Source organism: Pseudoxanthomonas sp. LH2527, from assembly GCF_022539275.1.
GTDB lineage: Bacteria > Pseudomonadota > Gammaproteobacteria > Xanthomonadales > Xanthomonadaceae > Pseudoxanthomonas_A.
In genome coordinates this window covers 38,443-62,017 of record NZ_JAKZBW010000023.1, presented here as the reverse complement: position 1 = coordinate 62,017, position 23,575 = coordinate 38,443, and the positions used below count along the sequence as shown (strand labels likewise).

The 23,575-nt window shown below is 69.2% G+C and carries 24 protein-coding genes; 16 read left to right on the top strand and 8 right to left on the bottom strand.

Going from position 1 to position 23,575, the window contains the following annotated elements:
* Window positions 1-9 precede the first annotated feature (9 nt).
* Window positions 10-624, top strand: coding sequence for a YbhB/YbcL family Raf kinase inhibitor-like protein (locus tag MMG85_RS13180; protein WP_241046459.1), 615 nt, complete (start codon window positions 10-12; stop codon window positions 622-624).
* A gap of 5 nt (window positions 625-629) precedes the next feature.
* A complete protein-coding gene (locus MMG85_RS13175) occupies window positions 630-1,130 on the top strand; it encodes an RDD family protein (RefSeq protein ID WP_241046458.1) in 501 nt (166 codons plus the stop codon).
* A gap of 15 nt (window positions 1,131-1,145) precedes the next feature.
* On the opposite strand, the gene MMG85_RS13170 is transcribed toward MMG85_RS13175, so the two are convergent.
* From MMG85_RS13170 to MMG85_RS13160, 3 genes are all read right to left on the bottom strand, one after another.
* A complete protein-coding gene (locus MMG85_RS13170; RefSeq protein ID WP_241046457.1) occupies window positions 1,146-2,564 on the bottom strand; it encodes a hypothetical protein in 1,419 nt (472 codons plus the stop codon).
* Between the two features lie 97 nt (window positions 2,565-2,661).
* Entirely contained in the window at window positions 2,662-3,483 is an 822-nt protein-coding gene (locus MMG85_RS13165) for an META and DUF4377 domain-containing protein (RefSeq protein ID WP_241046456.1), read from the bottom strand.
* 86 nt (window positions 3,484-3,569) lie between these two features.
* A complete protein-coding gene (locus MMG85_RS13160; protein ID WP_241046455.1) occupies window positions 3,570-4,367 on the bottom strand; it encodes an undecaprenyl-diphosphate phosphatase in 798 nt (265 codons plus the stop codon).
* Window positions 4,368-4,582: 215 nt separating this feature from the next.
* Here MMG85_RS13160 and glnA point away from each other — a divergent pair, with 215 nt between their 5' ends.
* From glnA to MMG85_RS13130, 6 genes are all read left to right on the top strand, one after another.
* Window positions 4,583-5,992 (top strand): type I glutamate--ammonia ligase, encoded by a 1,410-nt coding sequence (gene glnA, locus MMG85_RS13155; protein ID WP_241046454.1) that lies wholly within the window; start codon window positions 4,583-4,585, stop codon window positions 5,990-5,992.
* Between the two features lie 432 nt (window positions 5,993-6,424).
* Window positions 6,425-6,763: a P-II family nitrogen regulator gene (locus tag MMG85_RS13150; protein WP_055941078.1), complete on the top strand. Its 339-nt coding sequence runs from the start codon at window positions 6,425-6,427 to the stop codon at window positions 6,761-6,763.
* Between the two features lie 15 nt (window positions 6,764-6,778).
* On the top strand, window positions 6,779-8,254 hold the full coding sequence (locus MMG85_RS13145; RefSeq protein WP_241046453.1) for an ammonium transporter: 1,476 nt from the start codon (window positions 6,779-6,781) through the stop codon (window positions 8,252-8,254).
* Between the two features lie 61 nt (window positions 8,255-8,315).
* The gene (locus tag MMG85_RS13140; RefSeq protein WP_241046452.1) at window positions 8,316-9,368 is read left to right on the top strand and encodes an ATP-binding protein; all 1,053 of its coding nucleotides are present in this window, start codon (window positions 8,316-8,318) and stop codon (window positions 9,366-9,368) included.
* 4 nt (window positions 9,369-9,372) lie between these two features.
* Complete coding sequence (gene ntrC, locus MMG85_RS13135) at window positions 9,373-10,791, top strand: nitrogen regulation protein NR(I) (RefSeq protein WP_055941076.1); 1,419 nt, start codon at window positions 9,373-9,375, stop codon at window positions 10,789-10,791.
* 79 nt (window positions 10,792-10,870) lie between these two features.
* A complete protein-coding gene (locus tag MMG85_RS13130; protein ID WP_241046451.1) occupies window positions 10,871-11,449 on the top strand; it encodes a superoxide dismutase family protein in 579 nt (192 codons plus the stop codon).
* Window positions 11,450-11,524: 75 nt separating this feature from the next.
* On the opposite strand, the gene MMG85_RS13125 is transcribed toward MMG85_RS13130, so the two are convergent.
* The gene (locus MMG85_RS13125; RefSeq protein WP_241046450.1) at window positions 11,525-12,409 is read right to left on the bottom strand and encodes a hypothetical protein; all 885 of its coding nucleotides are present in this window, start codon (window positions 12,407-12,409) and stop codon (window positions 11,525-11,527) included.
* A gap of 107 nt (window positions 12,410-12,516) precedes the next feature.
* Here MMG85_RS13125 and MMG85_RS13120 point away from each other — a divergent pair, with 107 nt between their 5' ends.
* Both MMG85_RS13120 and MMG85_RS13115 read left to right on the top strand, forming a co-directional pair.
* On the top strand, window positions 12,517-13,797 hold the full coding sequence (locus MMG85_RS13120) for an acetyl-CoA C-acetyltransferase (protein WP_055938301.1): 1,281 nt from the start codon (window positions 12,517-12,519) through the stop codon (window positions 13,795-13,797).
* 32 nt (window positions 13,798-13,829) lie between these two features.
* On the top strand, window positions 13,830-14,240 hold the full coding sequence (locus MMG85_RS13115) for a hypothetical protein (protein ID WP_241046449.1): 411 nt from the start codon (window positions 13,830-13,832) through the stop codon (window positions 14,238-14,240).
* A gap of 98 nt (window positions 14,241-14,338) precedes the next feature.
* Here MMG85_RS13115 and ggt read toward each other — a convergent pair whose 3' ends face one another.
* Entirely contained in the window at window positions 14,339-16,096 is a 1,758-nt protein-coding gene (gene ggt / locus MMG85_RS13110) for a gamma-glutamyltransferase (RefSeq protein ID WP_241046448.1), read from the bottom strand.
* 172 nt (window positions 16,097-16,268) lie between these two features.
* Between ggt and MMG85_RS13105 the strand changes: the two genes are divergently transcribed.
* A complete protein-coding gene (locus MMG85_RS13105; RefSeq protein ID WP_241046447.1) occupies window positions 16,269-17,261 on the top strand; it encodes a DUF4349 domain-containing protein in 993 nt (330 codons plus the stop codon).
* Between the two features lie 2 nt (window positions 17,262-17,263).
* Here MMG85_RS13105 and MMG85_RS13100 read toward each other — a convergent pair whose 3' ends face one another.
* From MMG85_RS13100 to MMG85_RS13090, 3 genes are read right to left on the bottom strand one after another with little or no spacing between them, the layout of a single operon-like run.
* Window positions 17,264-18,523, bottom strand: a complete 1,260-nt coding sequence (locus MMG85_RS13100) for a heme biosynthesis HemY N-terminal domain-containing protein (RefSeq protein ID WP_241046446.1) — start codon at window positions 18,521-18,523, stop codon at window positions 17,264-17,266.
* Window positions 18,520-19,548, bottom strand: a complete 1,029-nt coding sequence (locus tag MMG85_RS13095) for a hypothetical protein (RefSeq protein WP_241046445.1) — start codon at window positions 19,546-19,548, stop codon at window positions 18,520-18,522. The genes MMG85_RS13100 and MMG85_RS13095 overlap by 4 nt, the downstream gene beginning before the upstream one ends.
* Before the next feature lie 44 nt (window positions 19,549-19,592).
* Window positions 19,593-20,363: a uroporphyrinogen-III synthase gene (locus MMG85_RS13090; RefSeq protein ID WP_241046444.1), complete on the bottom strand. Its 771-nt coding sequence runs from the start codon at window positions 20,361-20,363 to the stop codon at window positions 19,593-19,595.
* Between the two features lie 16 nt (window positions 20,364-20,379).
* Here MMG85_RS13090 and MMG85_RS13085 point away from each other — a divergent pair, with 16 nt between their 5' ends.
* The 5 genes from MMG85_RS13085 (at window position 20,380) to MMG85_RS13065 (ending at window position 23,507) form a co-directional block, all read left to right on the top strand.
* Window positions 20,380-20,838, top strand: coding sequence for a YiiD C-terminal domain-containing protein (locus MMG85_RS13085; RefSeq protein ID WP_241046443.1), 459 nt, complete (start codon window positions 20,380-20,382; stop codon window positions 20,836-20,838).
* Between the two features lie 27 nt (window positions 20,839-20,865).
* Window positions 20,866-21,288 (top strand): hypothetical protein, encoded by a 423-nt coding sequence (locus MMG85_RS13080; protein WP_241046468.1) that lies wholly within the window; start codon window positions 20,866-20,868, stop codon window positions 21,286-21,288.
* A 63-nt stretch (window positions 21,289-21,351) separates the two neighbouring features.
* Entirely contained in the window at window positions 21,352-21,795 is a 444-nt protein-coding gene (locus MMG85_RS13075; RefSeq protein WP_241046442.1) for a rhodanese-like domain-containing protein, read from the top strand.
* Window positions 21,796-21,895: 100 nt separating this feature from the next.
* A complete protein-coding gene (secB, locus tag MMG85_RS13070; RefSeq protein WP_055938270.1) occupies window positions 21,896-22,414 on the top strand; it encodes a protein-export chaperone SecB in 519 nt (172 codons plus the stop codon).
* Between the two features lie 52 nt (window positions 22,415-22,466).
* Window positions 22,467-23,507, top strand: a complete 1,041-nt coding sequence (locus MMG85_RS13065) for an NAD(P)H-dependent glycerol-3-phosphate dehydrogenase (RefSeq protein ID WP_241046441.1) — start codon at window positions 22,467-22,469, stop codon at window positions 23,505-23,507.
* Window positions 23,508-23,575 lie beyond the last annotated feature (68 nt).

Sequence of the window (23,575 nt, the reverse complement as noted above, 5' to 3'; positions counted from 1 at the left end):
GAGCGACCCATGCGTCTGTGGAGCGACAGTTTCGAGAACACCAAGCCCATCCCGGCCGAATTCGCGATGGGCCAGCCCGACGGCTTCGCCGCCAACCGCAACCCGCACCTGGCGTGGGATGAGGTGCCGGAAGGGACGAAGTCCTTCGCCCTGCTGTGCATCGATCCCGATGCGCCGACCGTGCCCGAGACCGTCGGCCGTGACGACCTGCAGATCCCGGTCGAACAGCCGCGTGCGCACTTCATCCACTGGGCGATGGCCGACATCGCACCCGACGTGCGCGAGATCGCCGCCGGCAGCTGCAGCGACGGCGTCACCGCCAAGGGCAAGCAGCTGCCGGCCGGACCGGCCGGCGCGCGGCAGGGACTGAACGGCTACACGGGCTGGTTCGCCGGCGACGCGCAGATGGGCGGCGAGTACTACGGCTACGACGGCCCGTATCCGCCGTTCAACGACCTGCGCGTGCACCGCTACTTCTTCCGCCTGTTCGCGCTGGACGTGGCCACGCTCGACCTGCCGGCGCGCTTCACCGCCGCCGACGTCGAGCGCGCGATGCAGGGGCATGTGCTGGGCGAGGCGCTGGTGCACGGCACCTACACGCTCAACGCGGCACTGCGTGATTGAACCCCATGGGGGGAGACAACCCGTACGAAAGCCCGCGCAGCGTCATCGACGAGCCGGTGGGCGAGCCGGTGGCGTTGACGCAGGCTACGAAGCTGCGCCGCTTCGTCCACTGGATGATTGACCGCGTCATCGTGCTTGGCCTCCTCTTCCTGACGTTGGTGGTCGCAGCCATCGTCGGCGGCGACGAGGTGCTGGACTGGGCCGAACGCCTGGCGTGGTGGCAGGAACAGCTGATCACCTTCGCCCTGATCATCGTCTACTACACGCTGATGGAAGGCACCACGGGCACCACGATCGGCAAGCTGGTGACCAGCACGCGCGTGGTCGACGAGGCCGGTCGCGGGATCACCTTCGGCCAAGCGCTGCTGCGCAGTGTCAGTCGCGTGGTGCCGTTCGAGGCCTTCTCGGTACTGCTCGCCGACGATGACGATCCACGCGGCTGGCACGATCGCTGGCCGCGCACGCGCGTGGTGCTGAAGCGTCGTCCGGCGGCGGTGCAGGAATGATGCGCAGGCGGCGGATCACTCCGCGGCGTGCCGCCAGCGCCAGCGTCCATCGGCCTCGATGACCAGGCAGGGGCCCGAGGACGGGCACTCCCGTGCCACGTGGATCTGCTCCGGCGGAAGGCCAAGTCGCCACGCCAGGCCCATCTGGCCGATGGCGTAGAAACGCTGTTCGTCCGCGACGCTGACATACAGTGGCGTGGCGATCCGCTGCGGCTCCAGTGCCTGCAACGTCGCTTCCGCCCACTGCGCGCGGCCGATCAGGCCGGGATGGTCGAGTCGGCGCGTGCCTTCCACCGCGATCCATGACGACACCGCGACCAGTGCGGCCACCAGCAGCGCGACGCGATCGGTGGCGACGCAGCGCACCAGCACGATCACCGGCAGGATCACGGCGATGGCCGCGTAGTACTCATAGCTGTTCCAGGCGAACAGGAAGTAGGGCGCGTACGCCAGCAGGGCGAACGCACCGATGCACAGCCATTGCCACCGTGTCAGCAGCGTGCGGCCGTGCCAGCCGGCGATCGCCCACGCGGCCAGCATCGGCAGTGCGGTGGCGGCGATCCAGGCCAGGCCGTGGATCCGTTCACCTGCCACCGCCATGCGCATCGCCTCGCGTGGCACGTTCAACAGCCACGCCCCGAACGAGGCGGCGTTTCGCAGCACGTTGCTGCCCAGTCTCAATTCATAGGAGGCGTCGGTGTTGGCGGTGAAGCGCGCGCGCAGCACCAGCCATAGCGCGACAACGGCGACGCAGGCCAGCCAGGCGACCAGCTCGCCACGGTCCAGCCGGCGCACGGCGATGAAGGCGGCGACCACGAGCATCAGTACCGGTGTCAGCGCTGCGGATTCCTTGCTCAGCAAGGCCAGCGCCAGCACCACCGGCAGCGATGCCAGCAACGCGAAGCGCAGCAGAGGCGTAGCGTCGCGCGCGCTGACCCAGGCGGCCAGCAGCAGCGTGGTGAACAACGTCAGCAGGGCGTTGTTCGCCGCCGCGGCCCAATGCACGGGCAACAGGTGCATCGTCAGTCCGCCGTACACCGCACCGGCGAGCGCGGCGATGCGGCCAGTATGCGACCAGCGGCAGGCACGCGCCAGGCGGAAGGCGAACAGGGCGACCCCGAGCGTGGCAAGTACGTGCAGCAGCAGGCTTATCGCGTGCGCGCCATGGGCACTGCCGCCGAGCGAGGCATCGATCCAGCGCCAGTAGCCTTCCTGCGACAACGGCCGCCAGAAGCGCGGTGGCGACGAGGGCCAGAAATCCGACCACCACGGCGCGCCGGTCGCATTGGTCGCGTGCGCAGCATGCAGGAACACATAGTCATCGCCCCAGAACGGCGTGGTCAGCGCCGGCCACCACATCAGCAGCGACAAGACCGCCAGCAGGGTGGTGGCGATCCAGAAGAAAAGAGTGGCGTTCCTTGCGGGGAGGGTCATCGATCGCGGGTCGAAACCGGTGGCGCGCCACTATAGCGGCTGGCCTGCTGCACCGATGCGCGCCGCGGTGCCCCGGCGCGCATCGCGTGACCGTTCGTTACGGCGTCTCGTTCGCCGACTCCACCACCATGTCCAGCACGTACGCCTGCGGCGATGCATCGGCGGGCGGGTTCTTCACCGTGTAGCGGTCCACGCGCAGCACGTTGCGGATGCCGGGCTCGTGCGTGTAGCCCTCGATGCTGTCGTGGAAAGGCTGGAACTCGCCGGGCGTGCCGACTTTCAGGCCCTTGTCGTCGTACGCGATCTCGCGCACCTGCAGGCACTGCTTGTCGGGGATCAGCGGATGGCTGCAGGGTGTGGTCTCGGCGGCGACTTCCAGGAACACGCGTTCGCCGGGGCCGCCGTAGCGGGTTTCGGCGGTCGGGTTGCCGGCGAACACGAGGGTGTCGCCGGTCGCCGTGGTGAGTGTCAGTTGGGCGACGCCGTCCTGGGTGGCGGCGACCTTCAGCGTGCCTTCCAGCCGCTTGCCCGCTTCCTGGTCCAGCGCCATCAATGCGTTGTCGGTGCAGGCCATCATGGTGGACGTCAGCCGGCCGATGGTGAGGCTGGTGTCCGACAGCGTGTAGGTGCCGCCCATCCGGTTGCAGGTATTGGCCACACCCAGGCGGCCGTCCTTGAAGTCGAGCTGCAACGGCTTGTCGGCGCGTGCGAACAGCGCATCAATGCGCTTGCCCTGCGCGTCGGTCGCGTCCATGAGCTGCCAGTGGTATTGCGGGAGCAGCGTTGCGGCGTCCGCGGACGGGGTTGCAGGCGCTTCCGGGGCGGCGGTCGCCACCGGCACAGGCGCGTCGGCCTGTTCGGCCGGCTTGGGGCAGCCGGCCAGCGCCAGCGGCAGGGCGAGCAGCAGCAGTCGTTTCATGGCGTTCTCCATCAGGGTGGCGGTATGCAAACGCGTGGCGGGTTGGAACGGGGTGAAGGCGCGCCGTCAGGCCGACGGCGGGCGGCTCAGCTCCCCACCGGCATCAGCAGCAGCAACAACGCACCCAGCACGATGCGGTAGATCGCGAAGCCGGTGAAGCGGTGCGCCTTGATGAAGCCGAGCAGCCACTTCACCACCACGAAGCCGGTGGCGGTGGCGGCGGCGAAGGCCAGTGCCACTTCGCCCCAGTTCTCGCTGCCCAGCGCGTCGTCCTTGACCAGTTCCAGGAAGGCGTAGCCGCTGGCCGCGAACATGGTGGGGATGCCGAGCAGGAACACGAATTCCGCCGCCGACGAGCGCCGGCTGGTGCCGGCCAGCATCGCCATGAAGATGGCCGCCGCCGAGCGCGAGGTGCCGGGGAACACCCCGGCCACCACCTGCGCCAGGCCGACGAGGATGGCCACCTTCCAAGTGATCGTGGCGACATCGCCGCGCTTCTCGGCGACATGTTCGGCAAAAAGCATCCATACGCCGCCGAGGATCAGCGCCCACGCGATGGGGGTGACGGTTTCCGGCAGCTCCCAGCCGGCCAGGCGTACCGGCAGGCCGACCAGCGCGGTGACCAGGAAGGCGGCGGCCAGCTTCATCGCGTAGTCGCGGGCTTCGGCATCGCGCCAGCAGCCGGTCGTCAGTTCCCAGATGCGGCGGCGGAACACCAGCGTGGTGGCGAGGATGGCGCCGGCCTGGATGACGATGTTGAAGAAGTCCGAGCGCTCGCCCAGCCAGTGCTGCGCGATCAGCAGGTGGCCGGTGCTGGAGATGGGCAGGAATTCGGTCAGGCCTTCGAGGATGCCGAGCAGCAGCGCGGCGAGCAGGTCGGTCATGGGGCTCGCGGGAGGGGCGGCGGAGAGCGGCAAGGATAGTGGAAAGCCGGATGCGCCGTGATGGTGCGAGACATCGAAATAACGCGCCATCTTGGTGCGTCTACGTGAGGGGCGCGTGACGGGATCGCTTGAAAATCAATGACTTGCGGCCCAGCGAAGGTTGGCACGGCGATTGCTCTACCCCGTCACACACTTATCCAACCCGAGGTTCCGAGATGTCCCTGGACAACGTTGAGAAGCTGATCAAGGACCACAAGGTCGAGTTCGTCGACCTGCGCTTCGTCGACATGCGTGGTGTCGAACAGCACGTCACCTTCCCCGTCAGCATCGTCGATGCGTCGCTGTTCGAAGACGGCAAGATGTTCGATGGCTCGTCGATCTCGGGCTGGAAGGGCATCAACGAGTCGGACATGGTGCTGCTGCCCGACCCGACCACGGCCTATCTCGATCCGTTCTACGCCGATCCGACCCTGGTGCTGGTCTGCGACATCCTCGACCCGGCCACCATGCAGGGCTACACGCGCGATCCGCGCGGCATCGCCAAGCGCGCCGAGGCCCACCTGAAGGCCAGCGGCGTGGCCGACGTGGCGTTCTTCGGCCCGGAGCCCGAGTTCTTCATCTTCGACTCGGTGCAGTTCGCCAACGACATGGGCAACACCTTCTTCAAGATCAATTCCGAGGAAGGCGCCTGGAACAGCGGCAAGAGCTACGACGGTGCCAACAGCGGTTACCGTCCGGGCATCAAGGGCGGTTACTTCCCGGTGCCGCCGACCGATTCGCTGCACGACCTGCGCGCCGAGATGTGCAAGACGCTGGAACAGGTCGGCATCGAAGTCGAAGTGCACCACCACGAAGTCGCCACCGCCGGCCAGTGCGAGATCGGCGCCAAGTTCAACACGCTGGTGCAGAAGGCCGACGAGCTGCAGCGCATGAAGTACGTGGTGCGCAACGTCGCCCACCGCAACGGCAAGACGGCGACCTTCATGCCCAAGCCGATCGTCGGCGACAACGGCAGCGGCATGCACGTGCACCAGTCGCTGGCCAAGGGCGGCCAGAACCTGTTCTCCGGCGACGGCTATGGTGGCCTGTCGCAGATGGCGCTGTGGTACATCGGCGGCATCTTCAAGCACGCCAAGGCGATCAACGCGTTCGCCAACTCGGGCACCAACAGCTACAAGCGCCTGGTGCCGGGCTTCGAGGCGCCGGTGATGCTGGCCTACTCGGCGCGCAACCGCTCGGCCTCGTGCCGCATTCCGTGGGTGGCCAACCCGAAGGCGCGCCGCATCGAGATCCGCTTCCCCGATCCGCTGCAGTCCGGCTACCTGACCTTCACCGCGCTGATGATGGCCGGCCTGGACGGCATCAAGAACCAGATCGATCCGGGCGCGCCGAGCGACAAGGACCTGTACGACCTGCCGCCGGAAGAAGAGAAGAACATCCCGCAGGTCTGCTCCAGCCTGGACCAGGCGCTGGAAGCGCTGGACAAGGACCGCGACTTCCTCAAAGCCGGCGGCGTGATGACCGACGACTTCATCGATGCCTACATCGCGCTGAAGATGCAGGAAGTGACCAAGTTCCGCGCGGCCACGCACCCGCTGGAATACCAGCTGTACTACGCCAACTGATGCCGGCGTACGCGCACATCGCGATGCACGCGGAGGGCCGGGTAACGGTCCTCCGTGGCGCAGCGGTCGCGCACTGAGTTCTCGCGGCGATGGCGACGGATCTCCCCTCCCACCCGTCGCCATCGCCGCACCTTACTGGACGCATCGCCCTGCGTTGCGTCCGACCGGTTGGGGAACCGGGGCACCACTCGTCTTCGATTTCCGGAGATCGCCGCAACGTTGTACCAGGGGAAACACAGGAGAGGTCCATGAACCGCTGCTCCCTCCCACGTCATCCGTTCCCGTCGCACTCCATCGCGACGGGCGCGGCTGTGGTTCATGCATCGCTCCACACCGATCACGTGCGCGTAGCCAGGGGGTTGCGCGCGCCGGTGACCTGAAACCGCCGGCCGGCTCCGGTCGGCCGGTTCCATCCACCATCGGGGTATGCGCATGAAACTGATCACCGCCATCATCCGGCCGTTCAAGCTCGACGAGGTCCGAGAGTCCTTGTCGCAAGCGGGCGTGTCCGGCATCACCGTGACCGAAGTCAAAGGCTTCGGCCGGCAGAAGGGCCACACCGAGCTGTATCGCGGCGCCGAGTACGTCGTCGATTTCCTGCCCAAGATCAAGATCGAAACCGTCGTCACCGACGAGCGACTGGAGGCCGTCATCGAGGCCATCCAGCAGGCCGCCGGCACCGGCAAGATCGGCGACGGCAAGATCTTCGTCACCACCATCGACCAGGTCATCCGCATCCGCACCGGCGAAGTCGGCGCGGACGCGCTCTAACACTCGGAGCCCCACATGAAGACTCGACTGTTGTCCGGGTGGAAGACCCGTGCACACGTACTCTGCCTGGCCGCGCTGTGCGGCCTGATGACGATGGGCGTGGCGGCGAGCGCCGTTGCGCAGGACCCCGCGCCACCCGCGGCTGAAGCGACCGCCGACGCCGCGCCCGTGGTCGAAACGGTGACCGAAACCGTCACCGAGACGGTGACCGAAGCGCCCGCGCCCGAGGCGGCGCCGGCTGAAGAGGCCGCCGCCGAACCGGTGGTGGACAAGGGCGACGTGGCGTGGATGCTGACGTCCACGCTGCTGGTGTTGTTGATGGTGGTGCCGGGCCTGGCGCTGTTCTACGGCGGCATGGTGCGGTCGAAGAACGTGCTGTCGGTGCTGGTCCAGGTGATCACCGTGTTCTCGCTGCTGGTGGTGCTGTGGATCGTCTATGGCTACAGCTTGGCGTTCTCGGGCGAAGGCGCGTGGCTCGGCAACCTGGACAAGCTGTTCCTGAAGGGCGTCACCGTCGACACGCTGGCGGCCACGTTCACCGATGGCGTCAGCCTGCCGGAATACGTGTTCGTCGCGTTCCAGTCGACGTTCGCCGGCATCACCGGCGCGCTGATCGTCGGTGCGTTCGCCGAGCGCATGAAGTTCGCCGCGGTGATCCTGTTCTCGGTGATCTGGTTCACCTTCGGCTACCTGCCGATCGCGCACATCGTGTGGGCCGCCGGTGGTTACCTGTTCGAGCTGGGTGCGCTGGATTTCGCCGGTGGCACCGTGGTGCACATCAACGCGGGCGTGGCCGGCCTGGTCGGCGCGTACTTCGTCGGCAAGCGCCTGGGCTACGGCCAGACCGCGCTGAAGCCGCACAACGTGACCCTGACCTACGTGGGTGCCTCGCTGCTGTGGGTGGGCTGGTTCGGCTTCAACGCCGGCTCCAACCTGGAAGCCAACGCGGGCGCCGCACTGGCCTTCATCAACACGCTGGTCGCCACCGCCGCCGCGGTCATCGCCTGGGCGCTGACCGAGAAGATCTTCAAGGGCAAGTCGTCCGCGCTGGGCGTGGCCTCGGGTGCGGTGGCCGGCCTGGTCGGCATCACCCCGGCCGCCGGCCTGGTGGGTCCGTTCGGTGCGGTGGCCATCGGCTTCATCGCCGGCGTGGTCTGCGTGTGGGGCGTCACCGGCCTGAAGCGCCTGCTGAAGGTCGACGACACCGCCGACGTGTTCGGCGTGCACGCGGTCGGCGGCATCGTCGGCGCGATCCTGACCGGCGTGTTCCATGCGCCGTCGCTGGGTGGCACCGGTGGCGAAGAATTCGACATGGTGGCGCAGGTCATCAAGCAGGCCACGGGCGTGGGCCTGACCATCGTCTGGATCGGCGTGGTGTCGGTGGTCGGCTTCCTGATCGCCAAGGTCGTGTTCGGCCTGCGCGTGACCGAAGACGCCGAGCGCGAGGGCCTGGACATCGCCTCGCACGGTGAATCGGCCTACGAGGCCTGATGGCTTGCCGGGAACGCCTTTGCACTAAACTGGTGCAATGTCGTTCCCGGCCCCGTCCCCCATGCAATTCGAGCCCACCACCGACGCGCTGAGCACGCCGGTGGCCTGGGCGGACGCGGGCGGTCTGATCCGTGGCGTCAACCCGGCCTTCGCCCGTTGGCTGGGCGTCAGTACCCGCCGCCTGATCGGGCAACCGCTGGCGGCCCTGGAGATCGAAGGCGACGCCATGGCGCGGTTCCTGGACAACACCGACCGCGACGTCCTGCGGCTGCACCGCATGGCGCTGGGCATACCCGGCGAGTCGCCGTGCTTCGCCGAGGGCTGGCTGTCGCGGCTGGAGGGTGGCGGCTGGTTGCTGGAAGCGCACCCGGTCGACGAATTTCCCGCGCTGGACCCCACCCACGTGCTGCCCAATGCCTTGAGCGCGGCGCTGAAGGGACTGGCGCATGAGCTGCGCAATCCGCTGGCGGGCCTGAAGGGCGCCGCCCAGCTGCTGGCCCGTCGGGCCGCGCACCGCAACGACAACGACGACGAGCGCGAACTGATCGAACTGATCGAGTCCGAGATCAACCGCCTCAACACCCTGCTCGAACAACTGCTGTCGCCCTCGCCGCAGCGGCCGCACGCGGCGCTGAACATCCACACCGTGCTGGAACGCGTGCTGCGCCTGGCCGAAAACGAGGGCGGCTGGTCGGTGCGCCTGCAGCGCGACTACGACCCCAGCCTGCCGGAACTGTCCGGCGACGCCGACCGCCTGACCCAGGCGGTCTGGAACCTGGTCCGCAACGCCCTGCAGGCGGGTGCGGCCAACATCATCCTGCGCACCCGGGTCGAACACGGGTCGCGCATCCACGACCACCTGCACGCGATGGCGCTGCGGGTGGAGATCGTCGACGACGGCCGCGGCGTGCCCGAAGCGCTCGCCGAGCACCTGTTCCTGCCGCTGGTCAGCGGCCGCGCCGAAGGCAGCGGCCTGGGCCTGGCGCTGTCGCAGCAGGTGGCGCGCGAACACCGGGGGTCGCTGACCTACCGCTCGCGTCCCGGCCACACGGTCTTCACCCTCCTGCTGCCGCAATCGCCGCACGACACCGACGAGGAACGTCATGTCCATTGACCGCCTGGCGGCCACCGCCGCCGACGCACGCCGCATCTGGGTGGTCGATGACGACCGCTCGGTGCGCTTCGTGCTGGCCACCGCCCTGCGTGACGCCGGCTATGCGGTGGACGGCTTCGACAGCGCCGCCGCCGCCCTCAGCGCGCTGGGCGCCCGCGGCGCGCCCGACCTGCTGTTCACCGATGTACGCATGCCCGGCGACGACGGCCTGGTGCTACTGGACCGGCTGAAGGCCACGCATCCGCAATTGCCGGTCATCGTGATGTCGGCCTACACCGATGTCGCCAGCACGGCCGGCGCCTTCCGCGGCGGCGCGCACGAATTCCTGTCCAAGCCGTTCGACCTGGACGACGCGGTGGCCCTGGCCGCGCGCACCTTGCCCGATGCGGAAGAAGCCGCGGACGCGGTGCCGGAGGGCGAGGCGGCCACGCCCACGCCGCAACTGATCGGCGACACGCCCGCGATGCGCGCGCTGTTCCGTGCGATCGGCCGGCTGGCGCAGGCGCCGCTGTCGGTGCTGATCACCGGCGAAACCGGCACCGGCAAGGAGCTGGTGGCGCACGCGCTGCACCACGAGTCGCCGCGCTCGCGCAAACCGTTCGTGGCGTTGAACACGGCGGCCATCCCGTCGGAACTGCTGGAGAGCGAGCTGTTCGGCCACGAGGCGGGCGCGTTCACCGGCGCGCAGAAACGCCACATCGGCCGCTTCGAGCAGGCCGATGGCGGCACGCTGTTTCTTGATGAGATCGGCGACATGCCGTTGCCGCTGCAGACGCGCCTGCTGCGCGTGCTGGCCGAAGGCGAATTCTTCCGCGTCGGCGGGCGCGAGCTGATCCGCGTGGACGTGCGCGTGATCGCCGCCACCCACCAGGACCTCGATGGCCTGGTCGCCGAAGGCCGCTTCCGCGCCGACCTGCTGCACCGGTTGAACGTGGTGCGCCTGCAGCTGCCGCCGCTGCGCGAACGCCGCGCCGACGTGCCGCAGCTGGCCGAGAACTTCCTCGCCATGGCCACGCGCAAGCTGGACATCGCGCCCAAGCGTTTCAGCAACCCGGCGCTGGACCTGCTGCAGGCCCACGACTGGCCCGGCAACGTGCGCGAGCTGGAAAACGTCTGCTGGCGGCTGGCCGCGCTGGCGCCGGCCGACGTCATCAACACCACCGACCTGCAGGGTGCGCTGTCGCATGCGCCCATCGCCGGCGGACGCGGCGAATGGGACCACGCGCTGGGCGAATGGGCCCGCCGGCGCTTGCTGGAAGGCGCCGAGTCCCTGCATGCCGAAGCGCGCGAGCGGCTCGACCGCACCCTGCTGGAAGTCGCGCTGGAACTGACCCACGGCCGCCGCGCCGAAGCCGCGGCGAAGCTGGGCGTGGGCCGCAACACGGTGACGCGCAAGCTGGGGCCGGGCCGCAAGCGCGGATGAGCAGGCGCCGCGACTTTCATTGAACATGAAGGTAGCGCTGGTTACGGTATCGGGCCACGACCTGCACCCGGAGCTTCCCATGCGCATTGCCCTGCTGGCCGCCGCGACCGTCACCACCCTGGCCCTCACTGCCTGCGGCACCACGTCCTCGCCCTCCTCGTCGCCGACGTCCGCCACGCCGGTCGTGCCGACCACCAGCACCGCCAAGCAGGCGGTCGCCGTGCTGGCGTCGGCCTCGGGCAGTCTGGTCAGCGGCAGCGTCACCCTCACGCCGATGGGCAAGGGGCTGCACCTGACCGGTGAAGTCGGTGGCCTGCCCGCCAACGGCACGCACGCCTTCCACATTCACGAAAAGGGCGACTGCAGCGCCGCCGACGCCAGCAGCGCCGGGCCGCACTTCAACCCGTTCAATGCCGCCCATGGCAAGGCCGGCAGCGGCGCGCACCATGCCGGCGACATGAACAACCTCACCGCCAACGCCGACGGCGTGGCCAAGGTCGATGCGCATATCGAAGGGGTCACCCTGGGCGGCGCCGCGGTCAACGATGTCGCCGGCCGCGCCCTGATCGTGCACGCCGCCCCGGACGACTACGCCAGCCAGCCGGCCGGCAACGCCGGCGCCCGCGTGGCCTGCGGGATCATCAAGGTCACCCAGTAACCCCCAGCGCGTAGCGTGCGCCGCGCGCACGACTGCACGATGCCTGGTTCCTCGTGGTCGTGCGCATGGCGCACGCTACGACTGCAGGGTTTCCCGTGCGTCGGTCTTGCCGGGGCAATGCGCGAAGGTCACCGGGATGCCGTGCGCTTCCAGCACGGCCGCGATCTGCTGCTGGCGGGCCTGGAAGTGCTGGTAGGCGCGTTCCAGGCGTTCGTCGGTGGCTTCATGCGGCGCATAGCGCGCGCGCCATGCCAGCGGCTCGAACAGCGCGATGTGCACTTCGCCGTTTGCATAGCGCAGCAAGGGCTCCGGCGGCGCGTCCAGCCACTGCTCTTCGGTCGGCGCCATCAAGGCGGCTTCGATCACCGGCCACAGTGCGCCCAGGCCGCCGTGCTCGTACTGCATGGCGGTCATCGCCGCCAGATCGTGCAGGGTCATGTAGCGCGCGTGCTCGATCTGCGCACCGAAGGCGGTCTGCGCGAGCAGCGCGGTGTCGGCCTGGGCCATGCCGGTTTCCAGCAGCACGCTTTCCAGCCGTTCGCCCACGGCATCGACCGTAGGGTCATCGCCGCTTAGCAGGAAGGGCACCACGCGCAGCAGGCCGCCGCGCAGGCCGTCGTCGGCCTGCAGCGGCATCGGGATGTCACCGGTTTCATCGGCCCCGAAGGCGATCAGGCGTGCGCCCTCGCCGCGGCCCGGTGCGCGCTGGTGCAGTTCGCGCAGGCGCTGGTGCAGCGACCAGCCGGGTCGCAGCGCCTCGGCCGGGTCGAAGTGCGCCGCCGCCAGGACGAGATCCAGGTCACGGACCTGCGGGGCGTGCGCGGCGAGGTCGCGACCCAGCTTCTCCGCCAGTTCACTGGCCTCGGCGGCCGCCAGCGCCGCGCGCCGCGGCGGATGGCCGGCGGCGAGCTCCAGGGCGATCACGCCCATGACGACGGGGCCGGTTGGGGATCGAGTCATGTCAGCGGTTGGAGGCGGTGGAGGGGCGCATTACACTCCCCCATTATGCCTGCCGTACGCAGGCGCATCTTCACCCACCCATCATCGCCATCCGCACCGAGGTCCCCATGCCCGCTCCCCGTCCCGTCGCCATCCTCGGCGGCGTCCGCATTCCGTTCTGTCGCCAGAACACGGCCTACGCGGATGTGGGGAACCTGGGCATGTCGGTGCGCACGCTGGGTGCGCTGGTCGAGCGCTTCGGCCTGCACGGCCAGCAGCTGGGCGAAGTGGCGATGGGCGCGGTGATCAAGCATTCGTCGGACTGGAACCTGGGCCGCGAAGCCGCATTGTCGTCCGGCCTGTCGCCGCTCACGCCGGGCATCACCCTGCAGCGCGCCTGCGGCACCAGCCTCGACACCATCATCCACATCGGCAACAAGATCGCGCTGGGCCAGATCGAGTCCGGTATCGGCGGCGGTTCCGACACCACCTCCGAAGTGCCGATCGTCTACGGCAAGAAGCTGCGCGCACGCCTGCTGGCCGCCAACCGCGCCAAGACTACGCAGGACAAGATCAAGGCGCTGGTCAGCGGCTTCAAGCTCGGCGAGCTCAAGCCCGAGTTCCCCGGCGTCGCCGAGCCGCGCACCGGCAAGAGCATGGGCGAGCACTGCGAGGACATGGCGAAGGAGTGGAGCATCTCGCGCGACTCGCAGGACGAGCTTGCCGTCGCCTCGCACAAGAAGCTGGCCGCAGCGTACGAGCGTGGCTTCTTCGACGACCTGATCGCCCCGTTCCGCGGGCTGGAGCGCGACAACATCCTGCGCCCGGACACCTCGCTGGAAAAGCTGGCCACGCTGAAGCCGGCTTTCGACAAGACCTCGGGCCGCGGCACGCTGACCGCCGCCAACTCCACGCCGCTGACCGATGGCGCGGCTGCCGTGCTGCTGGCCAGCGACGAGTGGGCGAAGGCGCACGGCCATGAGCCGTTGGCGTACCTGAAGGATGCGCAGGTGTCCGCCGTCGATTTCGTCCATGGCGAAGGCCTGCTGATGGCGCCGACCGTCGCCGTGCCCGAAATGCTCAAGCGCCACGGACTGACGCTGCAGGATTTCGACATCTACGAAATCCACGAAGCCTTCGCCGCACAGGTGCTCTGCACGCTGCGCGCGTGGGAGAGCGAGGACTACTGCCGTAATCGCCTGGGCCTGGACGCGCCGCTCGGCAGGATCGATCCCGCCAAGATGAACCCCAACGGCTCCTCGCTGGCGACCGGCCATCCCTTCGCCGCCACCGGCGCGCGCATCGTCGCCACCGTGGCCAAGGAACTGCAGCAGCGCGGCGGCGGCCGCGCGCTGGTGTCCATCTGCACCGCCGGCGGCATGGGCGTGGTGGCGATTATCGAGCGGTAACCAGCGTGCCCACGTATCGGTTCACGTCAAGCTTGTTTGATGCAGAGCCCGGTGAAGACGAGGAGGTCAATCCTCGTATGTACGGTCGGCAGCTTGCCGCTTGGCTCAAAGTCCAGCTGGATCAGCGCGGTCAGCCAATAGATTGTGTCGTCGCCGAGGACTGGGGTCGTTGTCTCATGGTGGACGGGCCCGAGCCATTTTCCTTATGGGTCGGCTGCGGTAGTTCGGTGGACTACGACACCGCGAAAGAGGGCGACCCACCGCCGCCTAAAGAAAGCATCGTCTGGCATTGCTTCGCGCAAGCCGAACTTACTTTGTGGCAGCGATACGTAAAGCGATTGGATCCGACCTCTGCGTTGGAAAAGCTAGATGGCGACCTCAGGGAAATACTTTTCAGGGAGCCAGCAATCCAGATCATCGAAGTCACAGATCGTGTTGTCTGACGATGGATTCAAGCCGAACGCGACTCGCGTGTCGGATTGATTCGTGGCGTAAGCTGCGTCGGTGCCCACAGCGACCTATCTGTGCATAGAGTGTCGGCTCAGCGAGTGTGGTTCTTCAGAGGCTTCTGCACCTGCGCACTCCCCACCCCATGCCGGTGGCCTTCGCTCACCGCCGTCACCGTGCCGTCCGCATTGAACACCAGCGCGTTCGCCGCGCCGATTTCCTCTGCCAGCGCTGACCAGCGCTGCCCGCGCTCCATCAACGCCTTCGCCTGCCCGCTGTCCGCATAGCCTGGCTCGATGTCCGTCGTGGCGCCGTTGCGCTGCGACAGGCGCGGGGCGTCGATGGCCTGGTCCATCGGCATGCCGAGGTCCACGTAGTTGACGATGGTCTGCAGCACCGTGGTGATGATGGTCGATCCGCCGGGACTGCCGATCGAGAACGCCGGCCTGCCGTCCTTCAGTGCGATGGTTGGCGTCATGCTGCTGCGCGGGCGCTTGCCGGCTTCGGGGATGTTCGGGTGAGGCGGGATGAAATCGAAGTCGGTCAGTTCGTTGTTCAGCAGGAACCCGTAGCCCGGCACCACCATGCCGCTGCCGCCCCAGTCCTCGATGGTGAAGGTGTAGGCGACGACGGTGCCGTCCTTGTCCGCGACGGTGAGGTGCGTGGTGTGCGCGCTTTCCGGCTGCAGCGTGCGCGGTGCCGGACGCAGTGGAGGGCTGGGGTCGCGCTGGAACGGGTAGGGATCGCCGGCCGCGACAGCGCCCGGCGCGGCGCGCTGCGGATCGATCAATCCACGGCGCCGTGCCGCGTAGTCCTTGCTGAGCAGGCCGGCGACGGGCGCGTCGACATATTCGGGATCGGCCAGGTAGGCATCGCGGTCGGCGAAGGCGAGGCGGCTGGCTTCCAGGTACAGGTGCTCGACCTCCGCGCGGGACATCGAGGCGAGGTCGTAGCCCTCCAGCATGTTCAGTGCCTCGAACACGGTCACGCCGCCGCTGCTCGGCAACGGCATGCCGTACAGGTCGTAACCGCGATAGGTCGAATGCACCGGCAGGCGCATACGCGCTTCGTAATTTGCCAGGTCGGCCAGTGTCATGCGGCTGCCGCGCACCGACACGCCGGGGGCGGTCGGCGGCCGGTTGACCGTATCGACAATCGCGCGCGCCATCGGTCCGGCATAGAACGCATCCACGCCGCCATCGGCCAGCGCGCGATAACTGCGGGCCAGGTCGGGGTTGCGCAGCGTGGTGCCGGTTGGAATCGCCTTGCCGTTGCGCAGGTATAGCGCGCCGGTGGCGGGGAAGCGGTTGAACTTGCGTTCGTTGCGCGCGACCAGCTGCGAGAAGTTGGCGTCCACAACGAAGCCCTCTTCGGCCACCGCAATGGCAGGTGCCAGCACCTGCTCGAACGACATCGTGCCGTAGCGCTGCAGCGCTTCATGCCAGCCGCGCACGGTGCCGGGCACGCCGACAGATAGTCCACTGGCGACGGCGGTGTCGAAATCCATCGCCTTGCCGTCCTCGACGAACAACGTCGGCGGCGTGGCAGCCGGCGCGGTCTCGCGGTGATCGAGGGTGATGACGCGTTTGTCCTTCGCCAGGTACACCACCATGAAGCCGCCGCCGCCGATGCCGCAGCTGAAAGGGTCGGTGACGCCGAGCGTGGCGGCCGCCGCAACGGCGGCATCAACGGCATTGCCGCCCTGGTCCAGGATCGCGATCGCCGACTGCGTGGCCTGTTCGCTGATCGTCGCGGCGGCGCCTCCAGTGCCCCGGGCGACCGGCGTCTTCGCCTGCGCGATCGGCGCGAGCAGGAGGAAGACCAGCAGCGAAACGCGAAGGATCCGGTTCATTCGGGGTCACCGCGTGGCAGTCCTGCGGATTGTCACACGTGTGCGGGCAGCCGATGACGGTCTGTCGGACGGTCCCCGGTCATGGAATGATGCCGGCCAACCCCGGAGGACGGTGCCGCGCGTTGGATGTCGGACCGGCCGCCCGGCCGTCATCATCCCGCCCGGAGTTTCCATGCGCATCAACAGGACGTATCGCGTCGCTTCATCGTTGGCCCTGCTGTTCCTGATCGCGTCCTGCAGCAAGCGGGAGATGTCCTCGCACGAGGCGGAGGTCGCCGCCGCGGCTGCGCCCGCGATGGGTGAAGCCGCCGATGCGGCGGCGGCAGCCGCACCCGCGGAGCGTCAGGAGGCCTCTGCGCTGCAGGCCCCCGGCGTCACCGCCGCGCAGCTGGCATCCGACGTGGTGGTGCAGACCGACCCGCAGCGCCGCTTCATCCGCACCGCGCAGGCGGACTTCCAGGTCAAGGACGTGTACCGCACGGCGCTGGCGATCGAGGACGAGGTCGCGAAGCAGGGCGGCTTCGTCGTCGACAACGACATCCAGTCGCAGGTGCAGCGCGTGCAGAGCCGGCCGCTCGGTAACGGCAAGCGGCTGGAGTTGGCCGAATACCGTCTGCAGGGCGCACTGACCGTGCGCGTGCCGAGCGAGCGCACGCAGGTGTTCCTGCGGGCGATCGCGTCGCAGATGGAGTTCCTGGATCGTCGCCACTTCACCGCGCGCGACGCGCAGTTCGACCTGCTGCGCCAGCAGCTTGCGCGGCAGCGCGCGCAGGACGAACAGCAGGAGCTCGGTGATGCCGTGCAGGGCGGCGGCAAGCTGGGCGACAAGGCCGATGCCATCCACGCGCGCGGTGAGGCGCGGACGAGCCGCGACGAAGCCGTGATCGCGCAGAAGGAATTCGAGGACCGCGTGGCGTACAGCACCATCACGCTGTCGCTGAGCCAGGACGTGCAGGTGCGCCGCAGCGAGCGCGTCGATGTGGACGCGGTGTTCCGCGACAACGGGCCGGGCTTCTTCCGCCAGTTGGGCGATGCGCTGGCGGTCGGCTGGCGCGGTGGCCAGCAGGCGGTGGTGGCGCTCGCCGCGCTGTGGCCGCTGTGGCTGGTCGTGCTGGCGATGGTGATCGGCTGGCGGCGCTGGCGCAGGAAGCCGGCCGCGGGCTGAGCTCAGTCCCGCAGGCGCGGCAATCCGTGCGCGTCGCGCTCCTCGACGACGGCGGCGTCATGGATTTCCTGCCGCATGTCGCGCGCCGGCAATTTCACCGGCGTTTCGCCGCGCGCGGCCTTCACTGCGTTGGCGTGGCATTGCTGCGCCGAAGCGGTGTCGCCGGCTTCGTTGAAGCCGGTCGCCAGTTCCTCCCACGCCTCCGTACCCGCGCCCTGGGCGATGGCGCGATGCAGGAACTCCTGCGCCGCCGTCCACTGGCCCTGCTGGCGCGCGAGGCGTCCCAGCGTCGCCAGCAAGGCCGGGCTGGCCGGATGGGCGTGCAGCCAGTGCTGGGCGCTGGCGCGGCGCGAATCCAGCTTGCCCACCGGCAGCCGCCCGTACAGCGCCACCAGGCTCTCGTCCCAGCGCGATTCCAGCGCCTGCTCGATGCTGCGCGTCGCCGCGTCTTCCCAGCGCAGCGCGGCGGCGCGTTCGGCATAGGCCGCCACCACCGATGGCTGCAGGCGCAGCGGTTTGGTCAGGACTTCCCAGCGTTCGGCCAGCACGTTGGGATCGGTGGCCTCGCGCAACGACTGCGTTGCCAGCCGGATCTCCAGCGCCTCGAACGCGGCGGGCGCCAGGGCCTGCTGCTGCTTCAGCGCACCCAGCAGGCCGTAGGCCTCGCCTGCGCGTGCGCTGCCGGCGAGGGCGTCGGCGCGCAGCGCCAGGCCGCGCGGCGGCAGCGGCTGCACCTCGGCCGCATCCAGCACGGCCAGCGCCTCCTGCGGGTGGCCGGCGTCGAGTGCGATCTGCGCCGCGGTGATCGCATGCGCCTGGGCGGAGCGCTCGCGCAGGGAGAGCAGATGGCGCTGCACCGCCGCGTCGTCGTCGCGCGCCTGCGCGGCGCGTACGGCGGCGACCCGCGCGATGGTGCCGACTTCGGTGTCTTCCGAGGCGCGCTCCAGCAGTTTCTCGGCCTTCTGCCAGTGCCCGGCGTGCAGCGCATCCAGACCGTCGATGAGCCTCGCCCGCGCCTGCTTCTGGCGATGGCGACTCCATGCGCGGAACGGCAGGCTGAGCAGGCGCCAGGCGACCCAGAGCACCGCCACGACCAGCAACAGCGAGAGCAGGGCGCGCGGCACGTTGGTGTGCAGGTCGTAACCGGCGAACCGGATGAACACTTCGCCCAGATCGCGCGGGGTGGTGGCCATCCACTGCGATGCCAGCACACCGGCGAGCAACAGCAACAACAGCACCACGACAGTACGGAATGGCTTCATGGCGCGACCTCCGGCGTCTCCGAGGATGGCGTCGGCGCCTGCAGTCGCAGGCCTGCGCTGCGCAGCATGCGCAGCTGTTGCAGCGTGCTGCCCAGTTCCGTGGGACGCGCCGGTGCCGACATCGTCTGCAATGTGCGCACCTGCGCGTGAACCTGCCGTCGTTCGGGTGAATCCGGCCACAACCGCGGCAACCAGCCGTCGATGCGCGCCAGCGCGGCGCGCCAGGCCGCCTCGTCGCGGCGCTCCAGCGCGGCGCGCGCCAGGCTGATCTCGATCTGCAGCGCCGCGTCGGCCGTGGTGCGTTCGTCCGGCGCCACCAGGGTGGTGTCGCGCGTGGGGCGGACATCGACCAGCGGCGCCAGCCAGCGTTGCCAGGTCGGGCGTGGCGACGCACCGGCAGGCTCGCCCGGGTCGCGCGGCAGGCCAGGCAGTGCGGCGACGATGGCCTCCAGGCGCTTCGATGCCTCGGCCTGCGGACCGGCACCGAGGGCATCCAGCGCGGTGCGTTCCTGCGCCAGCGCCTGTTTCAGGTTGAGCAGGCGATGGTCGTCGATGCCGTCGAGCGCGCCGGCCGCCAAGGCGTACGCGCGGCGCGCGCCGGCGAGGTCGTGGGCGATGTCCAGCCGCTGCGCGGCCTGCGAGAGCAGCAGTTCCACTTCGTCCAGACGCAGCGCCTGCGCGCCATGCCGGGTGGGGTCGGTGAGCTTGGCGACGCTCTCTTCCAGCAGGGCGCCGCGCTGGCCGAGGCCGAGCACTTCGTCGCGCAGCACGCGGTTGGTGGCGGCGGCATCGAGCAGCCGTTGCGCCTGCGCGCGCTGGTCTCGGCGCAAGCCGTCGGTGCGGGACTCCAGCGCTTCCAGGCGCAGCTCGGTCGCCGACTGCTCCGTCTGCGCGTGCGCGCTGCGTGCCTGCCACCACGCCCAGCCACGCCAGGCGCCGATGCCGACGACGATCACCGCCAGCGCGACGACCGCGAGTCGTGCTCGATGGCCGGGGCGGGGCGAAGCAGAGGGCTGGTCGTTCACAGGCTTCCTTGGCTGCAGGCAAAACGTGATGGGCGCCGCAGATGCTACCGGATGCCAGCGGGTCCGATCGTGCACGCCGCCTTCATCAGTTGCGCGGGGCGCGGGCCGTCGGCGAGGACGACACGCGCAAAGCCGGCCTCTTCCGCCGTCCGCGCCAGGCGTTCGCTGGCGGCCACCACAGGCATCGTCCTGAATCGTCCGGCCAGCGACGACGGCAGCTGCGCCAGTACCTCCTGCAAGGCGCCGCCACTGCTGAGCAGCAGGCAGGCTGGTGCCTGCAGCGAGGCCAATGCCTCGAGGGCGCGCGCGGGCAAGGGAAGGGATTGGCGCCGGTACACCTCGGCGCGGTGCACGGTCGCGCCGCGGGCTTCCAGCGTGGGTACCAGCAGATTGCGTCCGTCCGGTGCGGTGATGAAGCCGAGTCGCCTGCCGCGCAGGTCGGCCAGGCCCGGCAGGGCCAGCAGCCCCTCGCTGTCCATGCGGGCGGGGAACTCGACCCGGTCCACGCCGGCACGCCGCAACGCCGCCGCCGTGCCGCTGCCGACCGCCAGCCAGCGCTGTCCCGCGCGCGCCGCCAGCGGCTGCAGCGCCCGCGCCGCGGCGACCGCGGCCGGACTGGTGATGACGACGATGGCGCAGTCCAGTGCGGCACGCAGGGCGGCGCGCGTGGCATCGTCGTCGCAGTGGCGGATGCGCCATGGCGAGAGCGCCAGCAGGCCCGCACCGTGTCGCCGCGCGGCACGCCTCAACGCATCGTGGCCGCCCTGGGGCCGCAGCGAGATGACGTACCATGCCGGCGGCGTTGGATGTCCCATGCGCGGATTATGAGTGATGCGTCCCGAAGAAGCCCTGCAGGAACTGCGTGAGTACTGTCGCGGCATGCCGCCCGTGGCGGCGATGGGCGTGGAGGTCGATGGCTTCCACGACGAGGCCCTGCGGCTGACCGCGCCGCTGTCGGCCAACGTCAACGACAAGGGCAACGCGTTCGGCGGCAGCCTGACCTCGCTGATGACCGTGGCCGGCTGGGGCCTGGTGACGCTGAAGCTGCGGCTCGCCGGGCTGAAGGCGGAGGTGTATGTGGCCGACAGCCAGATCCGCTATCTCGCCCCGCTTTATGGCGACCTGGTGGCCGATGCGTCCTTCGCCGATGGCCAGTCGCCGGAGACCTTCGTCGACACGCTGGTGCAGCGAGGCCGCGCGCGCATCCAGGTGGAGGCCTGCGTCCGGCTGCCTGAAGGCGGCGTGGCGACCACGCTGAGCGGGCGCTTCGTCGCCATCGCGAAGCGGTAGCATGTGGCCATGACGAAGGGGACGGGCATGCATCGGATCGGGAAGTGGCTGCTGGCGATGGGTCTGTTGTCGGTGCTGGTACCGGCGGCTGCGCAGAGCCGGCTGCAGCGCACCAAGCTGCAGCCGATGCAGGACGCGTACGCGGCAGCGATCCGCTGGGGCGATTTCGAGACCGCCTGGCAGCTGGTCGATCCCGCCTACCAGGCCAAGCATCCGATGACCGAGCTGGAGTTCGAGCGCTACCAGCAGGTGCAGATTTCCGGCTACCGCGACCTCACGACCAGTGGTGGCCCGGACGGCACGGTCGAGCGTGCCGTCGAGCTGCGTGTCATCAACAAGCACACCATGGCCGAGCGCACGATGCGCTACCGCGAGCGCTGGCGCTGGGACCCGGAAGCCAAGCGCTGGTGGCTGGTCGTGGGCCTGCCGGACCTGTGGAACGGCGAGTAGCCGTCCGGCGCCCCGGCGGCGTCCTGTGCGACAATCGCGGCCCGCTCGAAGATCGCCCACCCTGTGAATTTCGAAGAAGTCCTGGCCTTCGCCACCCGTTCTCCCTACAACCAGATCCTGTCGCTCGGCCTGGTGGCCCTGACGGTCGGCATCGTCTACACCGAAGTCGCGCGCCTGTTCCGCGGTTACAAGGTGCTGCGCCCGGCCGAGCTGACCCATCTGGTCAACAGCGAAAACGCCCTGGTCATCGACCTGTCGGCGAGCAACGATTTCGAGAAGGGCCACATCGCCGGCAGCCGCAACGTGCTGCCCAGCAGCTTCGACCCTGACAGCAAGCTGCTGGCCGGGGCCAAGTCCCAGCCGGTGGTGCTGGTCTGCCGCAACGGCCAGGCGTCCGGCGCCGCCGCCAAGCGGCTGAAGAAGGCCGGCTTCGAGAAGGTCTATGCGCTGGAGGGCGGCATCCCCGCCTGGCAGCAGGCCGACCTGCCGCTGATCAAGGGCCGCTGAGCCCCCGGGTGGCCGCGGCCCCGCCCTTGAACCGGGCCCCGCGTGTCGCCATGACATACTTTCCATTCACCGCCGCAATCCAGATTCCGGAGTCAAAGAAATGTCCGACGAGACCACCAACGGCGCGGTTGCGCCTGCCGCCGAAGCCGCTGGCCCCGCTTTCACTGTCGAGAAGATCTACGTCAAGGACGTTTCCTTCGAAGCCCCGGGCGCGCCGGCCGTGTTCGCCGAGAACGTGCAGCCGGAACTGCAGCTCAACCTCAACCAGCGCGTGCAGCGCCTGGGCGAGAACGCCTTCGAAGTGGTGCTGGGCGTGACCCTGACCTGCAAGGCCGGCGACAAGACCGCCTACGTGGCGGAAGTGCAGCAGGCCGGCATCTTCGGCCTGATCGGGCTGGAAGCGCAGGCCGTGGACGTGCTGCTCGGCACGCAGTGCCCGAACATCCTGTTCCCGTACGTGCGCCAGCTGGTCAGCGACCTGGTGCAGGCCGGCGGCTTCCCGCCGTTCTTCCTGCAGCCGATCAACTTCGAGGCGCTGTACGCCGAATCGCTGCGCCAGCGCGCCGCGCAGGGTGGCGACGCCGCCCTCGCCAACTCGGAACCGGTCGGCAACGCCTGATCGCCGGTGCACGGTCCCGTCAGGGCGGCGCTGCCGCACACAGGGGTGACGGATGTCTGAAGACCTGAAATCCGCCGACGTGCTGAAGATCGCGGTGCTGGGCGCCGGATCCTGGGGTACCGCCCTGGCCGCGCTGATGGCGCGGCACGGGCACCAGGTGACGTTGTGGGGTCGCGATCCGGTGGTCGCGGCCGCCATCGACGGCCAGCACGAGAACACCCGCTACCTGCCCGGCATCGCCTTGCCGGACACGCTGCGCGCCACCACCGACCTGGCGGCGGCGCTTGCCGATGCCGACCAGGTGCTGGTGGTCGTGCCGTCGCACGCCTTCACCGAAACCCTCCGCACGCTGGCGCCGCTGCGCCCGGCCAACGCGGGCGTGGCCTGGGCGACCAAGGGCTTCGAAACCGGCTCGGGTCGTTTCCTGCACGAGGTCGCCGAAGAAGTCCTCGGTCCCGACGTGCCGGTCGCGGTCGTCACCGGGCCGTCGTTCGCCAAGGAAGTCGCGCTGGGCCTGCCCACCGCCGTCACCGTGCACGGCGCCGATCCGGTGTTCGCGCAGGCGGTGGCCGACGTGATGCATGGCCCGGCCTTCCGCGCCTACACCGGCGACGACATGGTCGGTGCCGAGCTCGGTGGCGCGATGAAGAACGTGCTCGCCGTGGCCACCGGCGTATCCGACGGCATGCAGCTGGGCCTCAACGCCCGCGCCGGCCTGATCACGCGCGGACTCAACGAGATGCTGCGCCTGTCCGCCGCCATCGGCGCCAAGCCGGAAACCCTGATGGGCCTGGCCGGCCTGGGCGACCTGGTGCTGACCTGCACCGGCGACCTGTCGCGCAACCGCCGCCTGGGCCTGGCGCTCGGCCGCGGGCAGTCGCTGCAGGACGCGGTGCGCGAAATCGGCCAGGTGGTCGAATCGGTGCAGACGGCCGACGAGGTCATGCGCCAGGCCGAGCGCCATGGCATCGACCTGCCGATCTCCAGCGCGGTGCGTGCGGTCCTGCACGGCGACCTGACCCCGCGCGATGGCCTGCAGCATCTGCTGTCGCGCGAACAGAAGCCGGAGTATCCGGAAACGCTGTTCAAGTAGGACGATCCGCTTGGCGTCACGACAAAGCCCGGCCTTGCGCCGGGCTTTTTCTTTGCGGCGCCCTTGCA